Annotated in this window: 21 protein-coding genes and 1 tRNA gene; 5 read left to right on the plus strand and 17 right to left on the minus strand. The window is 39.3% G+C overall.

Annotated elements, in window-relative coordinates; all coding sequences use genetic code 11:
* Positions 1–264: 264 nt before the first annotated feature.
* Genes HB912_RS09005 through HB912_RS09015 form a run of 3 tightly spaced genes read right to left on the minus strand, consistent with a single transcriptional unit; the run spans position 265 to position 2,367 of the window.
* Complete coding sequence (locus tag HB912_RS09005; RefSeq protein ID WP_221635697.1) at positions 265–1,176, minus strand: dipeptidase; 912 nt, start codon at positions 1,174–1,176, stop codon at positions 265–267.
* An 11-nt stretch (positions 1,177–1,187) separates the two neighbouring features.
* A complete protein-coding gene (locus tag HB912_RS09010) occupies positions 1,188–1,589 on the minus strand; it encodes a hypothetical protein (protein WP_036073082.1) in 402 nt (133 codons plus the stop codon).
* Positions 1,590–1,647: 58 nt separating this feature from the next.
* Positions 1,648–2,367 (minus strand): UTRA domain-containing protein, encoded by a 720-nt coding sequence (locus HB912_RS09015; RefSeq protein WP_185373941.1) that lies wholly within the window; start codon positions 2,365–2,367, stop codon positions 1,648–1,650.
* Positions 2,368–2,566: 199 nt separating this feature from the next.
* Here HB912_RS09015 and HB912_RS09020 point away from each other — a divergent pair, with 199 nt between their 5' ends.
* Positions 2,567–3,463: a tyrosine-protein phosphatase gene (locus HB912_RS09020; protein WP_185373943.1), complete on the plus strand. Its 897-nt coding sequence runs from the start codon at positions 2,567–2,569 to the stop codon at positions 3,461–3,463.
* A gap of 55 nt (positions 3,464–3,518) precedes the next feature.
* Here the strand turns inward: HB912_RS09020 and celB are convergent, their stop codons facing one another.
* Positions 3,519–4,787: a PTS cellobiose transporter subunit IIC gene (gene celB, locus HB912_RS09025; protein ID WP_185373945.1), complete on the minus strand. Its 1,269-nt coding sequence runs from the start codon at positions 4,785–4,787 to the stop codon at positions 3,519–3,521.
* A 179-nt stretch (positions 4,788–4,966) separates the two neighbouring features.
* Between celB and HB912_RS09030 the strand changes: the two genes are divergently transcribed.
* Complete coding sequence (locus HB912_RS09030) at positions 4,967–5,851, plus strand: ROK family protein (protein ID WP_185373947.1); 885 nt, start codon at positions 4,967–4,969, stop codon at positions 5,849–5,851.
* Positions 5,852–6,222: 371 nt separating this feature from the next.
* On the opposite strand, the gene HB912_RS09035 is transcribed toward HB912_RS09030, so the two are convergent.
* From HB912_RS09035 to HB912_RS09045, 3 genes are all read right to left on the minus strand, one after another.
* The gene (locus HB912_RS09035; RefSeq protein WP_185373949.1) at positions 6,223–6,423 is read right to left on the minus strand and encodes a hypothetical protein; all 201 of its coding nucleotides are present in this window, start codon (positions 6,421–6,423) and stop codon (positions 6,223–6,225) included.
* Positions 6,424–6,435: 12 nt separating this feature from the next.
* The gene (locus HB912_RS09040; RefSeq protein ID WP_185373951.1) at positions 6,436–6,999 is read right to left on the minus strand and encodes a hypothetical protein; all 564 of its coding nucleotides are present in this window, start codon (positions 6,997–6,999) and stop codon (positions 6,436–6,438) included.
* 1,351 nt (positions 7,000–8,350) lie between these two features.
* Positions 8,351–8,422 (minus strand) — tRNA-Arg (locus HB912_RS09045).
* Between the two features lie 177 nt (positions 8,423–8,599).
* Here HB912_RS09045 and clpP point away from each other — a divergent pair.
* From clpP to HB912_RS09060, 3 genes are all read left to right on the plus strand, one after another.
* A complete protein-coding gene (gene clpP / locus HB912_RS09050) occupies positions 8,600–9,193 on the plus strand; it encodes an ATP-dependent Clp endopeptidase proteolytic subunit ClpP (protein WP_036073092.1) in 594 nt (197 codons plus the stop codon).
* Positions 9,194–9,375: 182 nt separating this feature from the next.
* Positions 9,376–10,551: a hypothetical protein gene (locus tag HB912_RS09055; RefSeq protein WP_185373953.1), complete on the plus strand. Its 1,176-nt coding sequence runs from the start codon at positions 9,376–9,378 to the stop codon at positions 10,549–10,551.
* 15 nt (positions 10,552–10,566) lie between these two features.
* Positions 10,567–11,748 carry a metal-dependent hydrolase family protein gene (locus HB912_RS09060; RefSeq protein ID WP_185373955.1) on the plus strand — a complete coding sequence of 394 codons (1,182 nt, stop codon included), beginning with the start codon at positions 10,567–10,569 and terminating at the stop codon, positions 11,746–11,748.
* A 41-nt stretch (positions 11,749–11,789) separates the two neighbouring features.
* Here HB912_RS09060 and namA read toward each other — a convergent pair whose 3' ends face one another.
* From namA to trxB, 10 genes are all read right to left on the minus strand, one after another.
* Positions 11,790–12,800, minus strand: coding sequence for an NADPH dehydrogenase NamA (gene namA, locus HB912_RS09065; protein ID WP_185373956.1), 1,011 nt, complete (start codon positions 12,798–12,800; stop codon positions 11,790–11,792).
* Between the two features lie 26 nt (positions 12,801–12,826).
* Entirely contained in the window at positions 12,827–13,798 is a 972-nt protein-coding gene (whiA, locus tag HB912_RS09070) for a DNA-binding protein WhiA (RefSeq protein WP_185373958.1), read from the minus strand.
* Positions 13,799–13,803: 5 nt separating this feature from the next.
* Positions 13,804–14,769: a YvcK family protein gene (locus tag HB912_RS09075; protein ID WP_185373960.1), complete on the minus strand. Its 966-nt coding sequence runs from the start codon at positions 14,767–14,769 to the stop codon at positions 13,804–13,806.
* A 1-nt stretch (position 14,770) separates the two neighbouring features.
* Positions 14,771–15,646, minus strand: a complete 876-nt coding sequence (gene rapZ / locus HB912_RS09080) for an RNase adapter RapZ (RefSeq protein WP_185373962.1) — start codon at positions 15,644–15,646, stop codon at positions 14,771–14,773.
* Between the two features lie 102 nt (positions 15,647–15,748).
* Entirely contained in the window at positions 15,749–17,476 is a 1,728-nt protein-coding gene (locus HB912_RS09085; RefSeq protein WP_185373964.1) for a phospho-sugar mutase, read from the minus strand.
* Positions 17,477–17,503: 27 nt separating this feature from the next.
* Complete coding sequence (gene galE / locus HB912_RS09090) at positions 17,504–18,505, minus strand: UDP-glucose 4-epimerase GalE (RefSeq protein ID WP_185373966.1); 1,002 nt, start codon at positions 18,503–18,505, stop codon at positions 17,504–17,506.
* A 172-nt stretch (positions 18,506–18,677) separates the two neighbouring features.
* Complete coding sequence (locus HB912_RS09095; RefSeq protein ID WP_036073103.1) at positions 18,678–19,172, minus strand: hypothetical protein; 495 nt, start codon at positions 19,170–19,172, stop codon at positions 18,678–18,680.
* The gene (locus HB912_RS09100; RefSeq protein WP_185373968.1) at positions 19,165–19,965 is read right to left on the minus strand and encodes a DUF3100 domain-containing protein; all 801 of its coding nucleotides are present in this window, start codon (positions 19,963–19,965) and stop codon (positions 19,165–19,167) included. Before HB912_RS09100 ends, HB912_RS09095 begins: the two co-directional genes overlap by 8 nt.
* Before the next feature lie 12 nt (positions 19,966–19,977).
* Positions 19,978–21,240: a M20/M25/M40 family metallo-hydrolase gene (locus tag HB912_RS09105; protein ID WP_185373970.1), complete on the minus strand. Its 1,263-nt coding sequence runs from the start codon at positions 21,238–21,240 to the stop codon at positions 19,978–19,980.
* Positions 21,241–21,459: 219 nt separating this feature from the next.
* Positions 21,460–22,422, minus strand: a complete 963-nt coding sequence (gene trxB, locus HB912_RS09110; RefSeq protein WP_185373972.1) for a thioredoxin-disulfide reductase — start codon at positions 22,420–22,422, stop codon at positions 21,460–21,462.
* Positions 22,423–22,476: the final 54 nt, after the last annotated feature.

Below are 22,476 nucleotides of genomic sequence, written 5' to 3' on the forward strand. Positions count from 1 at the left end.
AATAAATTTAGCAGTAGTCTATATTCCCTACTTTTCCAATTCTATCTAACCTTCTTTCTCCCAACTTCCATACTCATTTTAGCAACAACCACTTTTTTTCATCTGTGACTTTGTTTCATTTACAAACTATTTTCAAGGCATTTTTTTGTCAATATACAGCTTTTGAAAATTTAGAGCATACAAAAAAGAAGTAGGAGCTTAGAAATTTCATTTCTTTATTCCTACTTCCTTATCTTCTTAAGGTTAAAGTACCTACTTTATTCTTTAGCGCGGTAAATGGTTCATAAAATTTTGGTAAGCAAATCCTTCAACTTCTTGCTTGCCAAAATGATGTTCCAAAACAGCAATGAAATCTTGAAAATCCGAAGCATTTTCAAGGCCTTTTACATGTGATGGAATTCCATCAAAATCTGATCCAAATCCAATATTTTGAATCCCACCAAGTTCTGCGATATGTTCAATATGCCGTACCACATCTTCCATATCCGCCGTGCCACTTTCCGTTGTGAAAAGTGGATGGAAAATCACATGAATCATAGCATCTTTTTCAATCATTGCTTTAATTTGGTCATCATTTAAATTACGTTTATGCGAACAAATTGCTTTTGCACTTGAATGACTAGCGATTGGAAATTCAGAAATATCCATGACATCCCAAAAACTCTTCTCACTTAAATGGGAAACATCTGTAAAAGCTCGGTGCGCATTTAAACGTTTTACAATTTCTTTTCCAAAGCGAGTTAATCCTGCACCGCGTGTCTCTTCAATCCCATCTGCTGCAAGATTGGCATTATTCCACGTTAAGCCTACTGACAGAACGCCGCCATTTAGCAGTTGCTCCAACCGTTCAATATCTTGCCCAATTGGTTCAACTCCTTCAAGAGTCAAAGCAGCTGCAATTTTCCCTTCTGGAAGTGTTTCTAAATCCTTCCATTTTTTAAGTGGCTTGATGACACCATTTCGATGCAATACATGTTGCTTAAAAATATTGCTTTGTTCCACCGCTTTTTTCCATTTCTGCTCAACCGGAACCTCTGGATCTAAGAAAATGGCAAAACTTTGCAGAAGCATTTCCCCTTCCATCATCCGCTCAAAATTCACATCAAGTTCTGGAGAATCTTGAAATGTAATTCGTCCTTTAGCTTGTTGCAACTTATAAAGCACATCGCAGTGCATATCCACAATTTTCACTTGTTATTTCCTCCTTCAAACAGCGATTTCCCTTCAAGTCCCAACAATTTATTTAATGTTGCTCGGTGCCATTTCCTTCCAAAAACGTGCTTACTGACCAAATATGTCCCAGCTTCAAGCGACTGTTCTTCTGTGAGCGCTTGAATTTTCAGCTGATAAACAAGGTTTTTCTTGCCAATTTCCACCTTGTGTAGCTTTTCTTTGGCTAAGTAATGCATTTCTGCTTCTCCCATTTTAAACTGGAAAGTAAACATACCCACATCCGTAAATGCAAGAACGAGCGTATGTCGCGTTCGCATAGTTGGCCCTGCATAAAGTAAATCGATGTCGTTCACTACAAGCTCATTTTCCCTAGCAAAGTCATAAATTTCTTTTTCAAGTCGTTCTTTTAAGCCCAAATCTTACCACCTTTTTCTCGTTCACACATATTTAACACTTTTCTTCAAAAATAGTTTTTTAAACCTGAATATCCAAATAAGAATAAGCTCGAACATCAAAACGGTTACGGCTGCGCGAAAACTCAATCGGCCTACCATCTTTTTGATAAATAACTTGTTTAATTTCAAGAATTGGGTCATGTTCTCCGCAATTTAAATATTTCTCGTCATACGCAGAACTTTTATCTGCAGAAATCGTTCGGTAAGCGCCCGCAAATTTAATTCCTAGTTCTTTTTTCAAATAAGAATAGATCGAGTGGCAAATGTGATTTTTTGTAAGCCCGGGAACCAGATCTACTGGCATATAAGTATGCTCTAAAATGAATGGTTCTCCGTCCAAAATCCGGAGCCTGAGAATATTGTAAACCGGTTGACTGTCACTTACCATTAGCCTTTCTTGGATTACTTCATCCGGGAATTCCACGGTAAACTGAATGGGTTCACTCACAAGATTATGGCTCGTGTTTTCAAAATCATTACTAAGACCCTGGTAATCTTTTAAATAAGATAGATTTTTGTCTTTAAGAAACGGATGATTTAAAATTTTAGTTCCCGATCCGCGCTGTGAATACACCAAACCTTCCATCGTCAAAATATTGATCGCTTTTTTGATCGTCATTCTGCTCACACCAAACTCATCCACTAAATCAACTTGGTTTGGCATGAAACTATCAGCTGGATATTCGCCGTTTTGGATGCGTTCTCGTAATATATTCGCGATTTCTTCATATTTTGGCACCTTCTTCACCTCCATTTGAGTATAACTGAATCCGCCAATTTCCTCAATCTAAAATAGTAAAGAAAATCGCTTCTCTCCTGATTCAGCCTTACTTTTTTGTAACAATGAAAACTTCATGAACCATTTACACGAAGTTAACACATTCTTCAATAAAGCCTAAAACTCACCTACTATACTAAAAAACAAGGAGGGATTACATATGAAAAAATGGGTGAAAGTAACAGGAATTGCAGTTGTTGGAACCAGCTTACTACTCACAGGCTGCCAGTCAGATAAAAAAGCGAGAACAAGCGAAAAAACCATAACCTCAGCGCAGATGATAGCTGGCGAACAAATCAAACTAGATGGCGCCGTTAATGTCCGCGACTTAGGAGGCTACAAAACCACTGATGGCAAGAGGATCAAATCGCATAGACTAATTCGTTCAGCAGAACTTTACAAGTTAACCGGGGAAGACATTCGCAAATTAAAAGGCACTTATCGACTGCATCAAATTGTAGATTTCCGGACAAATAGTGAGTTGAAAGAAAAGCCTGATCCACCTATCCAAGGAGTTCGCTATACACATGACTCGATTATGAAAGACAATGGCGCTTCAACAAGCATGGCTGATTTAACAGCTAGCTTATCAAAAATGAACAATCCTGAAACCTTTTTAATTCAAGCTAATCAAAGTTTTGTAACGGATGAACATGCTCGACAGGCCTATAAAGAGTTTTTCAATATCTTGCTTAAAAACGATAAAGGCGCCGTTTTATGGCATTGCACGGCCGGAAAAGATAGAGCCGGATTTGGAACCGCACTCGTTCTTTCAGCGCTTGGGGTTCCCGAGAAAACGATTATGAAAGATTATTTACTTTCCAATAAGTATCGTGCTGCTGAAAACAAAGCAGCGATCGAGGAAATTTCCAAGCAAACCGATGATCCCAAAGTGATTAACGGAATGAAAGCTATCATGGATGTGCGCGAAAACTATTTAAATGCTGCCTTCACGGAAATCAATGAGCAGTATGGCTCAATGGAACGCTTCCTAAAGAATGGACTCGGTCTCACGAATGCTGACCTCATAAAATTGAAAAGTAAATATTTGAGCTAAAAAAGAAAACAAGACAGTTAAACCTCGCTTTCAGGTTCTTGCCTTGTTTTTATTTTTAAATCGGGTTTTCTTTTTGACGATCAAGTGCACGCAAGAACGGATACCAAATGAGTGCGACGATGAAAAAGTCGACAACTTGAAGAGCTCCGCCAAGCCAAGAGTTTGTTGCAAGTACACCACTTGCGACGATCGGCACTGTCCACGGAACAGACACTCCCGTAGGCGGTGGTACAATTCCTGCAGCCATGACAAGATAATTAAGAGTAGTCACAACAAGCGGTGCGAGCACCCACGGGATAAGAATCGTCGCATTAAGTACAATCGGCAAGCCAAAAATAACTGGTTCATTGACGTTAAAAATACCGGGAGCAAGTGCGAGTCGACCAATATCCTTGTACTGCTTTTTCTTAAGAACAAAAGCGAGTAATACAACTACGGCAAGAGTCATACCTGAACCACCCAAACCGACAGTAAAAGTCTCCATAAATGGTTTTGTAATGATATGCGGAAGCTCTCGTCCGTGTTGATAAGCTTCTAAATTATCAAGCATCAATGTATTCCAAATCGGGTCCATGACCGAGTTAACAATAATTTGACCATGCAATCCGAAAAACCATAAGAATTGAACCAAAAACAATGCCAATAAAGTTGCTGGTAAACTGCTTCCAAGACCGGTTAATGGTTTTTGGATGATTTCATACACAACATCATGCAAGTTCGCATGGAAGATACCCGTCATGACTGCATTAATAATGAGAAAAACAGACAAAGTCAAAACAGCTGGAATCAGCGCAGAAAATGACTTCATAACAGCCGGCGGCACTCCTTCTGGCATTTTGATTTGCCATCCTCGCTTAGTTACCCGACAATAAATTTCAGCCGCAAGAAACGCTGCAATCATGCCGATAAACATTCCTTTCGCGCCGAGCCGATCGAGGGCAAGAACCCCGGAGACTTCCTCCCCACCTGCCGCAGTAGCTACAAAAGGTGTCAAGATTAAAAAACTGGCAAATGAAACTGCCCCACCAAAAATCCCCTCTACATCATAAGATTTAGATAAATAATAGCCAATACCAAATGTCACAAAAAGCGTCATAATACTCATTGTTGCATTTTGTCCATTTCCCAAAAGCTCCGTTAACATCGTCTTTGTGCTATCACTTAGAAATGGCAAATTTGTAATGACAACAACAATAGAACCAAACATTGTGAGCGGAAACGCCAACATGAAAGCATCCCGAAGCACTGATAAATAACGATTTTTCCCGAGTGCATTCGCAAGTGGCAATATCTTCTCCGACAACTTATCCATAAATCCATTCATACCTTCACCCCATTTTTTGAAATCGATTACATTTAAAATGTATCATCATTATTTTTAAATGTCCAGTCATTTAGTAAAAAGGATTGATTTTTAGTAAAAAGGTCGTTATGATAAGTAGTAAGAAGAGCATTAAATAAAAAAGAAGTGACTTTTCACTTCTAGCGGAAGGAAGAACAGACATGTTAGGTGCAATTGAAGCAGGAGGAACAAAAATAGTTTGTGCAGTAGCTTCGAAAAACTCCATCACACAAATTGTGGAACGCATTAGCATCCCAACAGGTACGCCACAAGAAACCTTACCTAAGATCATTGCTTTTTTTAAAAACTACGAAGTCGAAGCTATTGGAATAGGGTCATTTGGACCAATAGATGTTGATCCAAATTCTCCTACATATGGATTCATTACCAATACACCAAAGCTTGCTTGGAAAAACTTTGATTTTCTTGGCACGATGAAACAAACATTTGATGTTCCTTATTTTTGGACAACAGATGTCAATGCAGCCGCTTTTGGTGAATTAAAATACGGCGCGGCTACTGGAAATGAAAATTGTATCTACATAACCGTTGGAACAGGAATTGGCGGTGGCGTTGTTTTAAATGGGAAAGTAATAGAAGGGAAAGGGCATCCTGAAATTGGACACATCTATATTAATCAATTAGCAAGTGACCCTTTTGATGGCCATTGTCCTTACCACAAGAATTGCTTAGAGGGTCTAGCAGCCGGCCCCGCAATTGAAGCGCGCGCTGGCAAACCCGCACAAAATATAGCAGCCGATGATCCTGCTTGGGAACTGGAAGCTCATTATCTGGCTGAGGCTTGTGTCAACTACACCCTTTCGTTCTCGCCTGAAAAAATTATTTTCGGGGGCGGGGTTATGAAACAAGCACATTTATTTCCGCTTATACGAGACAAGTTCACGGAGCTACTAAACAATTACTTGCCAATTAAGCAAGTAGATCAGTACATTGTCCCTTGCGCCTTGCAGGATAATGCTGGAATTGTGGGCTGCTTGGCGCTTGCTGAGGAAGCGTTAAAATCAATGGATAGAAGAACTGATTAACTACTAGCTCAAATATCGATAAGAATACTATCTACCGTTTTGCTTGCTTTATGTTCATTTTCATATAAAAATAAGCCCTGACTTTTGTCGGGGCTTTATTTTCTTATTTTACTTTTTCATTGACCATCACGAGACACCTAATCGATATCCTTTATTTTGGAACCATTCAAAATAACATACCTCTAAAACCTCGGAGAACTTCTCAAGGCTTCGTAATCGCAGTACTAGTTCCTAGCAGAACTTTCATTCTGATGGTTTTTTTTATTAAATTCCGATTCCCTCTTACCTTCATCATAAAGCTTAGCTGTGTAAAAACTAAGCCAATTTAGGGCTCTATAAAAAACACTGAAAAAAGAGTCAAGACTATAGGTTTACTTTCTCTTTCTTTTTTTATTTAAAACTATAATTATTTGGATAACAGTAATAAATATTACTGCATAAATAGCTGATCCTATAAAGTCACCATTTATTATAAATTCAATTGTAATCCCCACTATACTCGCCACAATAGCTACTATCAAAACACTCCAAATAGGGTAACTTTTATAAAACCTTTCCCATTTCCTATACAAAGATACTCCCCCTTATTTAGTAGTATACGAACTTGCTACTCTTCTCCCTGCTCCGTCATATCCCCAACGTTTATAAAAACCGATCCACCCATTTTTGTTTTGGTCCCATTTTCTGGCTACCGCTTTTCCTGGTTTAGAAGCAAGTTTCGTCCACTGAGCACCCGTCAATAAGCCACCTATTGCCCAGCCAGGAATTCCAAACATCCCTACAGATCCATCTAATCCCATATAAAACAGCGTATTAATGGCACCTGCAGCTACTCCTGTTAAAACCGCAATATGAGTATAACTCCATTTTCCCCATTTAACTACTTTAGCACGTGCTAATCCATCATATTTTTGAACAATTAAATCATCATCTACTTCCATATTCACTTCTAGTTCTTCTAATTCTTTAGAAGAATCGCTATCTATAATAGAACCATCCTCACCATTCTGAATTTGAGTGGTATTATCATTTTCCATTTTTTCTTTATCGCTAGCAAAGGCAGTTGGAGCAAATGATGTAAATATTACAGTAGATACTAGCAGTGGTATAATCAGCTTAAATACGTTACTTTGTTTGTTTTCTTTCATGCTAATTTCCTCTTTTCGTTGTTTTATGTTTTGTTACAAAAAAAATATAGCATGAAAGTATTCTGAAAAACCAAAAATGTCGTAAAATGTCTGATTATCATCGCGAATCACTAAAAATCAATAGATTTTATGTTTTTCAGGACTTTAGTAAGAATGTTCAATTTTTATTTGTTCTAATTTTCATACTTTAGACACAAAAATAACCTCGCCTGAAAGGACGAGGATTTCAAACTATTCGAAATAACATATCTCTAAAACCTCGCAGAACTTCTCAAGGCTTCGTAATAGCAGTACTCATTCCTAGCAGAACTTCCCTTTTGCTGGTTCTTTTTTAATTAAATTCCGAATTTCTCTTATCCCTATAAGTAAATCTCAAACTTCTAAAAAACAAGCTATTATTTATTGATACAAAATTACTCTCTCTTATCCCACCAAATGTACTATACGACGATAAGAATTTTTGCTATGATAAGCATAAATAAAAAAAGTGGGGTTAGGCAATCATGAATGTTCAAACTGCATTAAGACTATTTTTTACAGGTTTATTCCTTTTTTTCATTCTCCAATTGTTAAGCTATATTAACTGGTTATTGGTCGATCAAGCTGTAATCTCAGGTTATGTTGATAAGTATATTTTATTAAAAACACCGCTCATTATAATCCCTATTATTTTCTGTGTTCCCATTATTTCGCATGTAATTAAACATTACTTTCCAAGTGACTCATAAGCGAAGAAAAATCAAGAGCTTGCTTTACTGATTTAATTTTTTTGGAGAAAGAGTTAGAACCCTTTCTTTTTTTACTCCAAAACTTCTGAATTATCTCCTAGAAAAATAAAAGCCCCGATTTTGGAAGGGGGACTCATTTTTTCAGCGCTTTATTGTTTAATCTAGTTTTTGGTTATTCCACAAAAGGGCATGCATACTTATAGACTTTCCACTCCGTCCTTTTCTCCGCTTTGCGAAAAAATCATAAATAATAAAGAATCTATAATAATTAAATACTATTATTTATTCGCTTTTTCTCAAAAATTTATATAACCAGATAATTAAGACTAGAGGACCGCCAATTATTACTAAAAAAACACCTAGGGTAAAAAGAGAGTCCCAAATAGTAAGTGCCTCGCCTAATAACATTATATAACACCTCTTTCTTCATACAGGCAATCAAGTTTCTTATTATTTACAGAATTCCACGTAAGCAAGATCGTCCTCTTTACTTTTATACTGCCACAAAAATAATGGTAAAATAAGACATTGCAAGGTATAAAAAAACATCTTATAGATGGCCTCAACGCTTGATACAGCTTGATTTATGACCGTTTATAAGATGTTTTTAAAAATGTTTCTAACGCCCTCGGAGGGAATCGAACCCCCATTTTAAGAACCGGAATCTCACGTGCTATCCGTTGCACCACGAGGGCAATTTTTACCGTACGATTAATTATTATAGCCGAAAAACCTGCTTTTTACAAGTTTTATTCCAATTTCAAAGCCTTTCATTTGACCTACTTTGACCTTTGTTATATGATATAATCATTACATGAGGGAGAGTCTTTCTCTCGTTCTAAATTATTGTTATTCACAGGAGGAATCTTGATATGAATTTAATCCCTACAGTTATTGAACAAACAAGCCGCGGCGAACGTGCTTATGATATCTATTCTCGCCTTTTAAAAGATCGCATTATCATGCTTGGCTCTCCAATTGATGACAATGTGGCTAACTCTATTGTATCTCAGCTACTATTTCTTGATGCACAAGACCCTGAAAAAGATATTTTCCTTTATATTAACTCGCCTGGTGGAAGCATCTCTGCTGGAATGGCGATTTATGACACTATGAATTTCGTCAAAGCAGATGTTCAAACAATCGGAATGGGCATGGCAGCTTCAATGGGTTCGTTCCTTCTTGCAGCTGGTGAAAAAGGAAAACGATTTGCCCTTCCAAACTCAGAAATTATGATTCACCAACCACTTGGTGGCGCTCAAGGTCAAGCGACTGAAATTGAAATTGCTGCTCGTCATATTTTGAAAATCAAAGAACGTATGAATCAAATTTTATCTGATAAAACAGGTCAACCACTAGAAGTCATTGCACGAGACACAGATCGTGATAACTTCATGACCGCAGAACAAGCTAAAGAATACGGCTTAATTGATGATATTGTCGTTAATAAAGCTGCTTTAAAATAAGTTATTCGTTTTGACCTTGCATCTTATACAGATGCAAGGTTGTTTTTATGCACAATTATGTGACTATGTATCACTTCTTTTTTGTAAATGTCACAAATTTTTTAATATTTTTAAATTAGTCTTTCTTTTTAAAAAATTTGCTGTATAATAACTTCTAAAATTAAATAAAAAGGAGAGATTTTATGGCAACAATCGCAGCATTCCTGGCGGTCATGGTCGCTATCTTCGTTGGTGAGTGGGTTTCCACTTGGACGAAGGCACTCATCCCGTCACTTTTCATCACTTCGGTTATTTTCATCATTGGTTATTGGACCATTTTTCCGAAAGATCTTGTCGAAAAAGCTAGTTTCGGCGTCAACTTTGCGAGTATTTGCGTACCGCTTCTATTAGTCCACTTAGGTACCAGCATGAATTTAAGACAACTTGCAAGACAGTGGAAAGCAGTTGCCATTAGTCTCCTTGGAGTTTGTGGAACACTTCTGCTGACGCTTACGATCGGGAGCTTTATTTTCGATCTTCATACTGTTTTAGCCGCTGTTCCCGCCATGGTTGGTGGAATCGTATCGGCCCTCCTAATGAGTGACAGTTTAAACCAAATCGGCTTAACTTCACTTGCTACATTGCCGGTCTATATGATTATGTTCCACGGTATTTTTGGCTATCCAATCACTTCAATCATGCTTAAAAAAGAAGCACGACGTTTACAAACTAATTTCCAAAGTGGTAATATTAGTCAAACAGATTCCTTAGAAGAAATTGATGAGGAAAATCCCAAAAAATTCATTGAAAAACTGCCAAACGACTATAAAACAGGTGCATTTATTTTAGCACGTGTTATACTAGTAGCATTAATCGCTTTTGCGACAAGTCAGTTAATTCATAATTTTATTAATTTCAATATCTTATGTTTACTTTTCGGCGTTATTTTCTGCGAACTCGGTTTCCTAGAAAAAAATGCGCTTCACAAAGCTGGGGTTTTCAATTGGCTAATTTATGGCTTAATTGCTTACATATTCATGCAGCTCAGTACTTCTACTCCAAAAGGATTTATCTCCTACATTCCTGAGATTATCGTTTTGCTTGTCCTAGGTGTCATCGGAATGTATCTTGTTTCACTTTTATTGTCAAAATATTTGAAGCTTTCGAAAGAAATGGGTTTTGCCGTAGCACTCACTTCACTGCTTGGCTTTCCAGCCGACTATATCTTAACTAACGACGTGATTAAGGACGTGTCGAAAGATCCAAATGAAGTCGATTACTTGACCCAAAACATGCTTCCTCCGATGCTTGTCGGCGGGTTCACTACCGTTTCGATCGCTTCAATTATTATCGCATCAGTTTTCATAAAATTTATATAGAAAGTAGGATGAAACATGACAAAAACAAAATTCAAAAATGCACAAGTTTTTACAGGAAACGGGGAACAATTTGAACAAATTGATTTTGGCGTTGACGAATCAACCGGACGTCTCTTTTTCGATCTTGAAAACCACAGCTTCGACGCCGAAAAAGACTTAAGCGGTCACTTTGTAATGCCTGGCTTAATCAATTGCCACACTCACGTGGTTCTTGATCCATTCTTCAAAATCGGCGGCCTTTCAACCGTTTCAAGTAAAGAAGCTGAGGCTGTTCGTGGAACCTTTATCGCCCTAGATAACATTCAAAAATCTTTAAAACATGGTGTTACCTACCTTCGTGATTGTGGTTCTTCATTCGATATCGACTTGAAGCTTTCTCAACTTGAAAAAGAAGGTCATTTATTTGCTCCGGGAATCATTGGTTCTGGTCCAGCACTTGTCATGACTGGCGGTCACGGCGTTGAACTTGGACTTGAAACAGATGGTCCTGATGAAATGAGAAGAAATGCGCGGAGAAATATCAAAAACGGCGCAAGAAATATCAAAATGATGGCTACAGGTGGTGTAAGTGTGGATGGTGAAAAGCCAACCGATGTCCAACTTAGCGAAGAAGAAATGCGCGTAGCCGTTGAAGAGGCTCATCACAAAGGTTATACAGCTTGTGCGCATGCCCAAGGCACGGAAGGTATCAAAAATGCGATTCGAGCAGGGGTAGACTCCATTGAACACGGCGTTTACCTCGATGATGAAGCTATCCAAATGCTTCTTGCACATGGCACCTTTGTGGTTCCAACATTGATTGCACCTTACGCTATCAATCAACATCCAGATGTACTACCTGAATTCATGGTTGCTAAATCCGTAGAAATATCGGAAGCTCACTTTGAAAGCATCGGAAAAGCTGCAAAGGCAGGTGTCAAACTAGCACTTGGAACTGACTCAGGCACCGCTTATAATGACTTTGAAAACAGCGCTGCCTTCGAAATGGAGCTGATGGTTCAAGCAGGTGTTACACCACTTCAAGCCCTTCAAGCATCTTCCAGAAATGCAGCAGAACTCTTGAAAATTAATCAAGAAACTGGAACTCTTGAAGATGGCAAACTAGCAGATTTCCTTGTTCTAAAAGAAAATCCTCTAGAAGATATCCGAGCTGTCCAAGGTGAAAAAGATGTTTATAAAAAAGGAAGACTTGTTTAAAAAAGAACCCCCCAATGCTAATGCATCAGGGGGTTTTCTTTTTAAGCACGACTATATTGAACAGGTCCAGCTATTTCCTCGCCAAGTTGAATAGCTGCTTCCCTCGCAAAATATGGATTACGAAGCAACTCGCGTCCAAGAAAAATTAAATCTGCACGTCCATTTCCAAGAATCTCTTCTGCTTGAACAGCATTCGTAATAAGTCCCACTGCTCCAGTAGCAATCCCAGCGCCTGCTCGAATTTGTTCAGCAAATGGAACCTGATAGCCAGGATAACTTTTTGGTGCAACAGGAACTAACCCGCCACTAGAAGTATCAATAAGATCTACTCCATCTGCTTTCATCCATTTTGCAAATGGAATATAATCTGTTGCTGTTAAGCCGCCATGTGCGTAATCATCAGCCGAAATCCGGACAATGACAGGACCATCCCAAACCTCGCGAATCGCTTTAATTATATCACTTAAAATCCGGTAACGATTCCCTGCTGGACCGCCATAAGTATCTTCACGCCGATTTGTAAGCGGCGAAAGAAACTCATGAAGCAAGTAACCATGTGCAGCATGAATCTCAATAACATCAAATCCTGCTTCTGCTGCCCTGTAAGCTGCTCGTTTAAAGTCAGCTACTAATTCCTTAATTTCTTCACCAGAAAGCTCTTCTGGCGTACCATATTTCTCGCTAAAAGGAATTGCTGAAGGTGCAACAATTCGACCTTCAAGTTCTGATTTCCTACCTGCATGCGCAAGTTGGATGCCTGCTTTTGCATCATGATAGTGAATGCCGTCAGTAATTCGCTTAAGCATCGGGATTTGCTCATCATTCCAAATTCCAAGATCATTTGCTGAAATTCGTCCAATGGCTTGTACTGCTGTTGCCTCAGTAAAAACAAGACCTGTTCCACCAGCAGCACGTGACATGTAATGAGTTAAATGAAAATCTGTTGCAATTCCATCTTCTTTTTCAACAGAATACATGCACATTGGCGACATTACAATCCGATTTTTAAGTGTTACATCTTGTAATTTGTAGCTAGAAAATAATTTCGACATTAAACTCGCATCCTTTTCCTTATTTTTTAATGTTCAACAACGTGGAGCCCTACTTGCGATGGCGTTTCCCCATTTCGCATTCTCTCAGCTATCTGGTCAATCTTGCGTAATCTATGATTGATTCCTGATTTTGAAATGGGCCCCGCACTGATCATTTCCCCGAGTTCTTTAAGTGAAACATCTTCATTTGTCACTCGCAGTTCAGCAATTTCACGTAACCGCTCTGGGAGAGCATCTAGCCCCACTTCCGCTTGAATAAATTTAATATTTTCAATTTGGCGGACTGCTGCACTAATCGTTTTGTTCAAATTAGCCGTCTCACAATTCACCAACCGATTTACTGAATTTCGCATATCTCGCATAATACGCACATCTTCGAAATGTAAAAGTGCAGAAGTGGCACCAATGATACTAAGAAACTCTGTAATTTTTTCCGCCTCTTTTAAATACGTAATGGAGCCATTTTTTCGTTCCAGCGTCCGTGCATGGAGCCCAAATTGATTCATCAAGTCACAAATCGCTTCATTATGCTCCGAATAAACCGAAAAAATTTCCAAATGATACGAAGAAGTTTCCGGATTATTTACTGATCCACTTGCAAGAAATGCACCACGAAGATAGGCCCGCTTCGCACTTCTTTTTTTCACAAAGCCTCTGTCAATTGTTTTAATAAATGTGAAAGAATCCTTTAAAATATGCAGATCTTCTAAAATTTCACGTGTTTTCACTTTTAAGCGAACAATATAAACATTATTTTTTTTCAATTTCATTTTTCTTCGTACTAAAAGCTCGATCGGAATATCGTAAAGCCTTTTCAGTAGCTGATACATCCGTCTTGCAGTTGCGGCATTTTCAGTCTGAACATCTGCAACTAGAGCGCCATTTGAAATGGAAACTGCCCCATTCATGCGGATAAAAGCAGCAAGTTCCGGCTTCGCTTCATCATCCGTCACTTCGAAATGCGTTAATTCTTTTTTTGTTTCTGAAGCAAATGACACTTCACTCACTCCTTTTCTTTATAATTCGGTAGCAAATTTAGAAGTGCTGTAGCCACCTTTTCTCCGTCATGGCGAACAAGTCCATCCTCGGTCGAGAGAAAATCATGATAAATGGCCTCAACACCCAACTTGCTGATTCCTGCAGCGTCATGTACGACTTGTGCAACTTCATCAGGAAATAGCAACTCATGTGGCACTTTCTCCGTGTTGATCAATGTTTTTGTGATAAACGGCTCGCCGACATGTTCCTGAATCACACGAATATGATCCGCATCGCTAAAATAATCGGTCTCTCCTATTTGCGTTAAAATATTGGTTATATAAACTTTTTCAGCTTTTGAATTTATAACAGCCTGAGCAATTCCTTTTACAAGCAAATTCGGTAAAATACTCGTATACAAACTACCCGGACCAATTACAATCAAATCTGCTTCCCGAATCGCCTGCGTCGCCGTCTCAAGTGGTTCCACATCTTCTGGCTCGATAAAAGCGCGTTTGATCGGCTTTTTTTGTAGTGGAATAAGCGATTCGCCTGTAACAATATCCCCATCTTCCATTTCAGCTTTGAGAATAAGCGGTTTATCCGTAACAGGAATCACTTTCCCACGAATTCTTAGTACCTTAGCTAAAACATCAATCGCATCCACATAACTTTCGTTTAATTGTGAAAGTGCAGTTAAAATTAAATTTCCAACCACATGACCCGAGAGATCACCGTCCACCGTAAACCGGTACTGAAACAAATCCGTCAAGCGCTGATCCGCGTTTGAAAGAGCAATCATGACATTCCGAATATCCCCAGGCGGCAAAACGTCCATCTGCTGTCTAATTTTCCCCGAGCTTCCGCCATCATCAGCAACCGTAACGAGCGCAGTCAGATCAATTTTTTTCTTTTTTAATCCTTTTAAAACAACAGGAATTCCTGTACCTCCGCCAATCACGACTACTTTCGGCATTGCATCCCTACTCATTTTAACTTTCCTTTCTGCGCTTCATATCACGGTGTGAAATAATCGTTTCGTATTTAGGCTTCAAGGCCTTACCAATATATTCAGTAAGCGCTACAGAGCGGTGTTGTCCACCTGTACATCCAATCGCGACAATAAGTTGCGTTTTTCCTTCCCGCTTATAAAACGGCAACGTGAAATTAAGCAAATCAAGTGTTTTATCAAGAAACGTTTCCGTTTCTGGCCATTTCATGACATAATCATAAACTTCTTTATCTTTTCCTGTTAAAGGACGCATCTTGTCAATGTAATGCGGATTTGGCAAGAAGCGAACATCAAACACTACGTCGGCATCAAGCGGCAATCCATATTTAAATCCAAATGACATCACTTGGACGTTAAAAATATCTCTGTCTTCCGCCTTAAATTCTTGGTTAATTCGGTCACGCAATTCGCGTGGTGACAAGCGCGAAGTATTAATAACGAGTTGCGCACGGCCTTTCAAGTCGCTTAAAAGTTCACGTTCAGATCGAATCCCTTCAAGGACCGATCCATTTGGTTCAAGCGGATGATGCCGTCTTGATTCTTTATAACGCGAAACGAGCACTTGGTCGTCCGCTTCTAAAAATAAAATTTTTGTTGTAATAAAAGATGTATTATCAAGATCATCGAGCGCCGAGTCAATCGAATCAAAGAAATCGCGGCTCCTAAGATCCATAACGAGCGCAATTTTATTCATCTTCCCTGATTCTTTCATCAGTTCCCAAAATTTAGGAAGAAGCGAAGGCGGCAAATTATCGACACAAAAGTATCCTAAATCTTCTAACGACTGCATGGCAACCGTTTTTCCTGCCCCACTCATCCCAGTAATAATGACTAATTGTAATTGATTAGAAGCCAAAATTCCACGCCCTTTCCATTTTAGCTATTCTTTTATTGTACCACATTGTGATGAAGAAAGAATGAAAAAGAAGCTCCAAAATCCGAAGCTTCTTTCCTTATCTTATCCTTCCACTTGCTCTAAAAGCGCATCACGAACACGCGTCAATTTATCCAAGCTTTCTTCCGCTGTTTTTCCTTTAATGCTGAAATAGAATTTGATTTTCGGTTCCGTTCCAGATGGACGAAGACAGAACCAAGAACCATCTTCTAAATAAAATTTCAGAACATCAGCACGCGGTAGTGCAATCGCAGCCGTTTCACCAGTGGCATACGTCGTCTCACTGCGTAAATAATCTTCCGTTCGACTGATTTTTTCACTGCCCATACTTGTTGGCAACTGTTCACGAAAACGTGACATCAGTGCTTTAATTTGTTCTGAACCATCTTTCCCACTTAATGTGAGTGACACAAGATCATCCTTATAGTAGCCAAATTGCTCGTAAAGCTCTTCTAACTCATCAAACAGCGTAAGCCCTCGTTCTTTGGCATCGAGCATCACCTCAGAGATGGCAAGAACTGCCTGAATGGCATCTTTATCTCGTGTAAAAGCCTTCACCATGTAACCATTGCTTTCTTCATAGCCAAATTCAAATTCGTTTGAACCCGTTTCTTCAAAGCGTTTAATTTGTTCCGCAATGAATTTAAAGCCGGTTAAAACTTCAATCATCTCTGCACCATAAAATTCAGCGATATCTCGGCCAAGATCACTTGTCACAATAGATTTTAATACTGCTGCATTTTGTGACAACTCACCTTGCTTTTTCTTTTGTTTCAACAAATAGTTTAAAATTAACGCACCAATTTGATTCCCTGAAAGCACATCAAACTCACCTGTCTTCGTCCGAACAGCCACACCAAGTCTGTCAGCATCTGGATCCGTTCCAACGAGAATATCAGCATCCGTTTTTTCACCATAATCGATCGCAAGATGGAAAGCTTCACGATTTTCTGGATTAGGTGACTTGACCGTTGAAAAATCAGGATCATTAATAAATTGTTCTTCTACTTTCACAATATTTGTAAACCCAACACTTTGAAGCGCTGGCACACCTAGAATTCCACCTGTCCCATGAAGCGGTGTAAAAACAATCTTAATATCGTTTCCCTTTTCACGAACAAGCGCTTGATTCACAATCACTTCTTTTAGTTTATCAAGATATGGACGATCCACTTCTTCACTAATCACTTCTAACAAGCCTTTTGTTTTCAGTATTTCCAAATCTTCAATTTGAACTGAAAAAACATCTTGAATAGCATTCATATATTCCGTAACTGCATTTGCACCTTCAGGAGGCATTTGTCCACCATCTTCTCCGTAAACCTTGTAGCCATTATATTCTGGCGGATTGTGACTTGCCGTGATCACAATTCCACTAAAACAGTTTAAATAGCGTACTGCAAAAGAAAGTTCTGGAGTCGGGCGGAGCGCCTCAAACACATAACTTTTAACACCATGTTTCCCGAGAACAGCTGCACTTTCAAATGCAAATTCACGTGACATATAGCGCGGATCATAGGCAATTACAACACCACGTTTCTTCGCATCTTCCCCATTTTCAGCAACAAAACGAGCCAAACCTTCCGATGCCTTTCGAATCGTATAAATGTTCATCCGGTTTGTTCCTGGCCCAAGCACACCACGCATGCCGGCTGTACCAAATTCCATATCTCGGTAAAAACTATCTTCAAGAACTTTTTCGTTCTGAGCTTCTTCATCTAATTCTTTTCGAAGTTTTTCATCTAAATCCGAATTATCGAGCCATTTCTGATATTCAACTTGCCAGTTCATAACTAATCTCCTCTCAAAAACCCTCGTTTACTTTTCATTTTTATCATCATAGCCGTTTGGATGCGCCGAATGCCATCTCCAAGCCGCGCCAATAATATCTCGCATATCCGTATGCTCCGGTTCCCATCCTAAAACTCGTTTTGCCTTCTCGCTTGATGCAATGAGCGTACTTGGATCCCCAGGACGCCGTGCTACGATTTCATCTGGAATAGCTTTTCCAGTTACTTCACGCGCAACTTCAAGCATTTCCTTCACTGAATATCCCTTATTACTTCCAAGGTTAAAGATATTACTTTCCCCACCATTTTTCAGATATTCAAGCGCTAAAATATGAGCTTTCACTAAATCGACAACATGGACATAATCCCGGATGCAAGTCCCGTCTTCTGTCGGATAATCATCCCCATAAATCATCAACTTCTCGCGCTGTCCAAGAGCCACTTGCAAAATAATCGGCACAAGATGAGATTCCGGATTATGATCCTCACCAATCGAACCATCTTCTTTCGCTCCTGCTACATTAAAATAGCGTAGCGCCACATAACGTGTTCCATAAGCAAGATCACACCAGTGCATCATCTTCTCCATCATCAATTTCGAATCGCCGTATGTACTTTCCGGCTCCGTACGCATCTCCTCTGTAAGCGGTACCTTCTCCGGCTCCCCGTAAGTAGCAGCTGTTGAAGAAAATACAATATGCTTCACGCCAAACTCTTCCATCACTTCAAGCAAAATTTGCGTCCCATAAACGTTATTATTCAAATAGTCTAGCGGGATTTCCATCGATTCCCCGACAAGCGAACTTGCCGCAAAATGAATCACCCCGTCAATTTTCTCCTTACGAAATACCTCTTGCAAGAACACTTTGTTGCGAATGTCCCCCTCATAAAAAGTAGCTTTTTCATGTACCGCTTGTCGGTGTCCCGTTTTTAAATTATCAACAATAACCACATCATAGTTATCCGTTATCAACTGATCTACTGCGTGTGAGCCAATGTAGCCAGCCCCACCAAGAACAAGAATACTCATCTCATTTCCTCCTCGTACTTTTTTACATTTATATCCATTTTACAACAAATCGTGCGCTTCGTCATGTGAATTCGCTAAGAATGCCACTTTGTTCACAAATTCGTCATTTATCTTTCGCTTTTGCTCAGCAAAAAAAGCTGGAATCCTTCGATTCCAGCTTTTCCTCTTCCAATCACAACTTCCCAGTTACCCATAATCCGAGTTGCGATAAAATGGCGCTTCCAAGGTAAGTACCAATAAAAACGAAAATCGCAACAATTGCTACTTTCCAAGAAGTCTTCGATAAATCAATCAAGTGATCCGCAACTGAAATTCCAGCAAACGCCAAAATCGGTGTCGTAATTGACAAGAAATCAACAGCCGCAATCGCTTGAACGAAGAAGTTCGATGACAAGCAGAAAATAAGTGAAACAAGTGAAACCCAACCAAGCACCGGGAAACTCTTCAAAATATTAACGGGTACTTTTTTCATAATATCCGAAACAAGAATCCCAATAAATGAAAAGCCCCATAAAACAAGGAGTCCAATGATCGTATTCATTGAAATTGGCGTTCCTTCAGGATTTTTCCATAACTTCACTTGTTGTGTAAATAAAATTAGAGCAATACTCAAAAGTAAAACTAAACCAAATTTAATGTATTTATGCTGAAGCGCTTTGTTAGACACCTTGCTTCTCCCCTTTCCTTGTTAAAACTCGGTACATGAATCTTTGTAGCGGAACCGCCAAAAAGACCATCGTATAAGTTCCCAAAAAGCTTGTTAAAAGCTGACTTGCCGCAGCAAAAGATAAAATCGTGCTGCTTTGATCAGGAACTTGAGCTGCAAGAGTTGAAGAAGCTGCGGTCATCATGCTGGCTGAACCGACCCCAGAGCTCATCGCAAGCGCTCGTACATCGAAGCCAAGATAAAGTAAGAACGGTGCAAAAACACTGAAAAAGATCGCTCCAAAAAGAGTCCCAATTAAATAAATCGACAAAACACCACGGCCTTCTGGCGAATTGAGTGTATATTTCTCAGAGATATAAGCGAGTTCCCCTTCACGCCCAAGACCAAGTGTTGCCCCAATCGCTTCACGGCGAAGACCAAGCATTAGCGCGATCGGAAGACCGAGCAAAACAGTTCCCAAATTTCCAAGCTCTTGGAAGATAAAAACCCAACCAATGCTGAAAATTTCTTTGATATTTGGAGCTACATCTGCCCCGTAACGTGCCATTAACGGCAACATAATATAAATTAAGTACTTTCCAGAAAACCCAACATTTTCCTTGCTATAAATTCGTTTTAAAATCCCTTTTCTAAAATAAGGAATGCCGAGAATCATCCCGATTATGACAGCAAAAACGAGTGGAAGAATCGTAATCGTTACTTTCCCCATTTTCACTGGCACGATTCCTATTAATTCCGAAATCGTAATGATCACTAAAACAGTCGCTAACAAATAAATAAAATTCTTTTTCATTGGTCCTCCCTTTTATGATTCGATTATACTCAAGATTTGTTCTTCATATTCTTTGTAGCTGCGCTTATATAATTCCTTACGATCAATGGATCCATTCATCTCTTCAAGCACATCTGCAATAAATCCTGGCAGTGTTTCAAGCACAAATGGTTCATCAATCATTTTAAAGTCATCGCCGTGAATAGATCCCGTAAACCCACCGTAGCTGATTTGAATACAAGGCATCATAAAGGATAAATCACCAATATCCCCAGCTGCTGCAATACCACCACGGTCTTCAATAATCGCTTCCACAGCCTCATTTTTCAAATAAGCTTTTTTCACAAATTCATTCAAATAACGATTTTGAATAAATGGCAAATACCCCATTTGTGTTTGACTGTCTACTTCGCCACCTAAACTCATCGCACTCCCAAGCGCAGCCTTGTCAAGCTTCACCGCTGTTTGCTTCATGTAATCGAGCGTTCTCGTACGAAGATCCGTTCCTACACGCACTTTATTCGGGATGACATTCGTTGACATGTTCGAATTCATCAAAATGGGATTAAAGCGCACGAGCATCGTGTCGTCCATTTGTTGCCTCATGAAGCCGAGAGCAACATTAAATAAATTAGACATACTATAGGCATTAACCCCACTAAACGGATCAAAACCCGCATGCGCAGCTTTTCCTTCAAAATCATAGTACTTATACAAGAATCCTGCCAAGTCACAATTAATTTCGATCGTCGGCTTATCGAACGTTTCACCGATTGCATGCACACACATCGCAAAGTCGATGTCGTCAAAAACGCCCAGTTTCATCGCTTCTGGTTTTCCACCATAATATGTAATTTCTCCTCGTGCACGTAACTTTTCACGATACTCAAGGTCTAAAAATTCCTCTGCAGGAACGAATACAAAAACGATATTGAAATCAAATTTTTCATAAGCTTTAGAGCTTACCAAGTAGGCATACAAAGCGAGCGCTGTCGTAATTTGTGTAAAATGCCCACAATTATGAGCCGCCCCTGTTTCTGGATCAGCATTAAAATGCGTCGGCGCATAAACCGCATCTAGTTCAGCAATAAATGCCATCGTCACTTCCTTATCCGTCGAAAGCCACGTCTTAATCCCCGTCGCACTAAAATGTTCCAACTCCGCATCCGGATTTTCCTTCAATAGAAAGTCTTCCACCACTTTTTTGGTGTACACTTCTTTGTATCCTAATTCTGGATGATCGAACAAATCATGTGCAATTTTTGACATTTCTTCAAAGCGTTCACGAAAAAACATTTTCAAGCCACCTTTTCATTATTTTTTAAACCAACTGGCAAAAGTTCTACAGAATATTTGTTGCTGCTAAAAAATACAGCTGGAAAACTTTCATGGAATTATTTTAACATAACATTTCCGACATAGATATAGCATCCTATCGGATTTTTCTAATATTTGCAAAATCATTTTACGCTAAATAAAACCCCCACCTAACAAAAGGTGAGGGTTTTACATCCATTATTTATTCACTTCTTCAAGCGCCAAAGTTTCCTTCAACTCTTCCACAAATTTTTGTGCATTTTGTCCAGCAATACCACCGTCGCCGGTTGCTGTAACGATTTGCCGAAGTGTTTTCGCTCGCACATCACCAGCCGCAAAAATCCCAGGAATCGTTGTTTCCATTTCTTCATTCGTTACAACATAGCCCGCTTCATCCGTGATACCTAAGCCACGGAAAGGTTCAGTAAGCGGAACTAGTCCAACATAGATGAAAACACCAGCTGCAGGAACCTCTCGTTTTGAGCCATCTTGTGTAGAAACAAGGCGAACCCCTGTCACTTTCTTTCCATCACCAAGAATTTCTTCAACTTCGGAATTCCAAATAAAATCCACTTTGTCATTCTTAAATGCGCGATCTTGTAAAATTTGTTGCGCCCGCAATTTATCGCGACGATGAATCACCGTTACTTTATCTGCATAACGCGTTAAATAAGTTCCTTCTTCAACGGCTGAATCACCGCCACCAACAACTAGTAGTTCTTGATTTTTGAAGAAAGCCCCGTCACAAACCGCACAATAAGAAACACCGCGACCGGATAACTCTTCTTCGCCTGTTACACCAAGTTTTTTATGTTCAGCACCGGAAGCGATGATTACAGCACGCGCCTTGTAACTTTTTGAACCAGCCGTAACTAGTTTATAACTATTATGATCTTCAATTCCTTTAATGTCGCCATAAGCGTATTCTGCACCAAATTGTTTAGCACCGCTCAGCATTTTATCGGATAGTTCAGGACCAAGAATACTATCAAAGCCGGGATAATTTTCGACTTCGGCCGTATTCACCATTTGGCCGCCGGGAACTCCGCGTTCAATCATTAGTGTATCTAAATCTGCCCGAGACGTATAAAGCGCTGCTGTCATACCAGCTGGTCCCGCACCGATAATAATGACATCATAAATTTTTTCTTCATTTGCCATTTTTATTCCTCCTAGTTCCCAGTTCTAAATCTATCAACAGCTTAATACGAAAAC

This window comes from Listeria aquatica (assembly GCF_014223975.1).
GTDB lineage: Bacteria > Bacillota > Bacilli > Lactobacillales > Listeriaceae > Listeria > Listeria aquatica.

Excerpts from the sequence above, each read along its gene's own strand:
- HB912_RS09005 (WP_221635697.1), bottom strand. The coding sequence starts at position 1,176 with ATGCACTGCGATGTGCTTTATAAGTTGCAACAAGCTAAAGGACGAATT.
- HB912_RS09020 (WP_185373943.1), top strand. The coding sequence starts at position 2,567 with ATGAAAAAATGGGTGAAAGTAACAGGAATTGCAGTTGTTGGAACCAGC.
- celB (WP_185373945.1), bottom strand. The coding sequence starts at position 4,787 with ATGAATGGATTTATGGATAAGTTGTCGGAGAAGATATTGCCACTTGCG.
- HB912_RS09030 (WP_185373947.1), top strand. The coding sequence starts at position 4,967 with ATGTTAGGTGCAATTGAAGCAGGAGGAACAAAAATAGTTTGTGCAGTA.
- HB912_RS09040 (WP_185373951.1), bottom strand. The coding sequence starts at position 6,999 with ATGAAAGAAAACAAACAAAGTAACGTATTTAAGCTGATTATACCACTG.
- clpP (WP_036073092.1), top strand. The coding sequence starts at position 8,600 with ATGAATTTAATCCCTACAGTTATTGAACAAACAAGCCGCGGCGAACGT.
- HB912_RS09055 (WP_185373953.1), top strand. The coding sequence starts at position 9,376 with ATGGCAACAATCGCAGCATTCCTGGCGGTCATGGTCGCTATCTTCGTT.
- HB912_RS09060 (WP_185373955.1), top strand. The coding sequence starts at position 10,567 with ATGACAAAAACAAAATTCAAAAATGCACAAGTTTTTACAGGAAACGGG.
- namA (WP_185373956.1), bottom strand. The coding sequence starts at position 12,800 with ATGTCGAAATTATTTTCTAGCTACAAATTACAAGATGTAACACTTAAA.
- HB912_RS09075 (WP_185373960.1), bottom strand. The coding sequence starts at position 14,769 with ATGAGTAGGGATGCAATGCCGAAAGTAGTCGTGATTGGCGGAGGTACA.
- HB912_RS09085 (WP_185373964.1), bottom strand. The coding sequence starts at position 17,476 with ATGAACTGGCAAGTTGAATATCAGAAATGGCTCGATAATTCGGATTTA.
- galE (WP_185373966.1), bottom strand. The coding sequence starts at position 18,505 with ATGAGTATTCTTGTTCTTGGTGGGGCTGGCTACATTGGCTCACACGCA.
- HB912_RS09100 (WP_185373968.1), bottom strand. The coding sequence starts at position 19,965 with ATGAAAAAGAATTTTATTTATTTGTTAGCGACTGTTTTAGTGATCATT.
- HB912_RS09105 (WP_185373970.1), bottom strand. The coding sequence starts at position 21,240 with ATGTTTTTTCGTGAACGCTTTGAAGAAATGTCAAAAATTGCACATGAT.
- trxB (WP_185373972.1), bottom strand. The coding sequence starts at position 22,422 with ATGGCAAATGAAGAAAAAATTTATGATGTCATTATTATCGGTGCGGGA.